At 54.1% G+C, this 3,367-nt stretch carries 3 protein-coding genes; 2 read left to right on the top strand and 1 reads right to left on the bottom strand.

Annotated elements, in window-relative coordinates:
- Positions 1-241 precede the first annotated feature (241 nt).
- On the bottom strand, positions 242-1,234 hold the full coding sequence (locus O6944_07300; protein ID MCZ6718939.1) for an LLM class flavin-dependent oxidoreductase: 993 nt from the start codon (positions 1,232-1,234) through the stop codon (positions 242-244).
- 291 nt (positions 1,235-1,525) lie between these two features.
- Here O6944_07300 and O6944_07295 point away from each other — a divergent pair, with 291 nt between their 5' ends.
- Together O6944_07295 and O6944_07290 are read left to right on the top strand one after the other, a co-directional pair.
- Positions 1,526-2,251 (top strand): class II aldolase/adducin family protein, encoded by a 726-nt coding sequence (locus O6944_07295; protein ID MCZ6718938.1) that lies wholly within the window; start codon positions 1,526-1,528, stop codon positions 2,249-2,251.
- Between the two features lie 296 nt (positions 2,252-2,547).
- A complete protein-coding gene (locus tag O6944_07290; protein MCZ6718937.1) occupies positions 2,548-3,309 on the top strand; it encodes an alpha/beta hydrolase in 762 nt (253 codons plus the stop codon).
- Positions 3,310-3,367: the final 58 nt, after the last annotated feature.

The raw sequence follows: 3,367 nt of genomic DNA, 5'->3' as shown, positions 1-3,367 counted from the left end.
CCGATGCCCGGCGTGGCGTCGTGAATCTAGTTATATCGAAACAGGGTTTGAATCCCCGTGTTCGACCACAGGGGAGAGTTGCCGCTTCTCCCTCCCTGTGGAGTAATGGAGCGCGGCTCCACGGGGGGAACCACCATCGGTCCTTCGACCTTGCTCAGGATGGTGAGCTTGTCGAACCACTTTGTGCCCGCCTCAAGAGGCGGGGTTTACATTGAATCTAGACGTTTAGCTGTTTGCCTCATTACCTAAAAGCCGGCATTACTTCTTTGGCGAAGAGGCGCATGGATTTTGTGATCGTGTCATGCGGAATGCCGCCAAAATTGAAGGTGGTCGTCATGATGTCAAAGTGATAGTTTTTGGACGCGTTGTTTATGATCCGGATGCAGTCCTCCGGGTTGCCGTAAAGATTTCGCCCTTGGGCCAACATGCCTTCCCAGTCATGGACTTTCGGTAGAGGCCTGTCTTCCTTTCGGCCAATTCTTGAGATCATGTCATATCGCTCGATGGCCGCAGTCGCCACCTCACGCGCCCGCATCACATTTTCGTCCACGCAGGTTCGGATGTGAAACTGGCAATGATGCTCATCTGGGTTATGCCCCGCTGCAACCAGCCCTTCACGCCACGCCTCCACCCCTGGACGTGTCTCATCAGGAGGGTGTGGATGTCCGACGGTCATGATGTCATAGCCGTGGCGTCCCGCCCAGCCCAACGTGCCCGCCGAAGTCCCCGCTACCCAGATCGGCGGATGCGGCTGTTGCATGGGCCGTGGGTACAGGGTTATTTCCTCGAACTGCCAATATTTTCCCCGGTGACTAAATCGTTCATTAGACCAGGCCTTGATTATTATTTCGATCGCTTCGTCCATCCTGTCCCGGCTTTCCGCTCGCGGAATTCCGTAGACTCGATAGTCCAGATTCGTGTTCCCTGAACCAATGCCGAACTCTAGCCGTCCACCCGAGATCGCGTCTACCATCGCATAGTCCTCCGCAGTCTGGAGCGGATGACGCAACGGAAGAATGGCAATGCAGGGTCCCAGTCGAATCTTAGAGGTGCGTGCCGCGGCAGCCGCGAGCAATGTGGCCGGGTTTGATATAGGTCCACCGTAGCCCAGGAAGTGATGCTCGTTGAACATAAAACACTCCCAGCCCAGCTCCTCTGCTAACTCTATCTGTTCGAGGACCTGTTGATAATAGACGTCAAAGGGTGGGTCACGATCAGCATAGTAAGTCGCCAGTATGTTTATGTAAAAACGCGTAAGCTTCTCCCTGCCAAATAATTCCTGTTCAAGGATTGCATTGATCCGAGGCCATGTCTCGGTCCATTTTCCAACCAGCCAGTTTATTTAACCCGAAATTAGCCACTTGACAAGGGCTTTTTGACACCTGTCGCATGTCTTGATGCGCTCGAATGACTAGCCCGTAGATGCAGCAGTCTTCCTTGAATATCATCTTCGGATGCAGTAATCTCCGACTTCCGTGCATAGAGCATTATCATTCGAAGCCTGGGCAAGGAGGCCTTAGATAATATGACTTCGGAAAGCGAACTCAAGGAAAAGCTCGCCACCTGTACGCGTATCCTAAGCATGCGGGGTCTTCTCGGGCTCTTTGGACATATCAGCGCGTACCATTCAGCGGCCGGACGGGTTTTTATCTCACCCGGCAAAGGCTCAGACAAATCAATTCTCCAGCCGAGCGATATGGCTGTCATGGATCTAGCGGGGAATGATCTTGAGGGCAAGGGGCGAGTGCCTATAGAATCGCCTATCCACACGGCGCTGCACTCGGCGCGAGCAGACGCCCTTGCGGTTGCGCATTTACACTCACCCAACGCGACCTTGTTTGCTATTGCCCGCCGCGAATATCGCCCGGTCACACTTCAAGGAGCCATGTACGGTGAAGGTATTCCTGAGTATCCAGAGCCCCATCTCATTACAACCCCTCAGAGAGGCAAGAAGCTCGCCGACCTCATCGGCAATAAGAGAGCTGCCCTCCTACGAGGGCACGGCATTGTTGTGGTCGCAAATGATATCGAAGAGATGCTCTATGCGTGTATGACACTCGAAGATGACACTCGGAAAGCCGCGCAGGCCAGCGCCCTAGGTGAATTACGCTTCTTCAGTCCTGAGGAGTGCCGCCAATTTGAATCCGGGGTTTCCCTGGAGTCCCGCGCTCGTCGTGCCTGGACCTACTTCACCCAGCTGGAGTCCCGCTGGGACCGCCAGCCAGCCTCAGTCACAAACGATTTTGTCTAATTGTCGCAGAGAAACTACCAGGACTTTGATGCTTGTTGTTGGGGGCGTTGTTGACTAGCTTGAATTACTTCGCCCTGATGGCACGACGATGGCGGGCTTGACAGATGGGAAATAAGGCATAGGGCGATGGACCAGGGGATCAAAGCAGGGCAGCGGATATCTCGGCCTGCCGCCTAACAATGGGGATCTTTTGTTGAATGATTATTTGGCAGTAACATAGAGGGGCAAGTCTGCTTTCGACTTTATAGAGGGCAAGGTGGTCTGGCCTGCTTTTTCAAGAACGGATTTGGCGCAGGATGGTTATTGGACACTCGGTTATCGGCAAGGGTCCGCGACGAATTATCGTATTGCACGGTTGGTTCGGTGATCATCTGGTGTTTTCACCGATGTTTCCTTGCCTCGATACGGATCGGTTCACCTACGCATTTTTGGATTTCAGAGGCTATGGTAAATCCCGTTTTATCGAGGGTGAACACTCGATGAGAGAGATTTCGCATGACGCCATTGCGCTCGCGGACCATTTAGGGTGGGACAAATTCACTATCGTCGGCCACTCCATGGGGGGGATGGCGGCGCAGCGCGTTGCTGTTGATGCTCCAGATCGTGTGGCGGCGGTGGCATGTATTACGCCCGTCCCGGCTACCGGCGTGCCGTTACCAGATGAGGTTTACGCTGTCTTCGAAAGAGTGTTCGATGACATCGAGTGCGCCCGGCAAGTAGTCAGTGAGTCGCTTGGCAACCGGCTATCCTCGGTGTTTGTCAATTGGATTATTCGGCGCGCTCGGGAGACAACGACACCCAAGGCGTTCGCCGATTATCTCTCGGCATTTGTTAAAACGGATTTCGGTGGGGAAGCGAAATCTATAAAAGCACCGATGCTGGTGCTTGTGGGGGAACATGACGGCGGCGTGCGCGAGGATTTCGCGCGGGCAGCGTTTCCGCCGCTGTACCCGCATGCACGGATTGAGTTAATTCCGAACTCCGGTCACTACCCCATGATCGAGACGCCAGTTTACCTCACGACGGTGCTGGAAAACTTTTTTGCCGCTCTCCCGTAGGTGAAAAAACCAATCCGACCTAAATGACGAGCTTACGCAGCCTGCCGCAGCGCCTTTA

This window comes from Gammaproteobacteria bacterium (assembly GCA_027296625.1).
Taxonomy (GTDB): Bacteria; Pseudomonadota; Gammaproteobacteria; order JAKEHO01; family JAKEHO01; genus JAKEHO01.
Note: the sequence above shows the minus strand (reverse complement) of the source record. Positions and strands in the feature narration are given on the sequence as shown.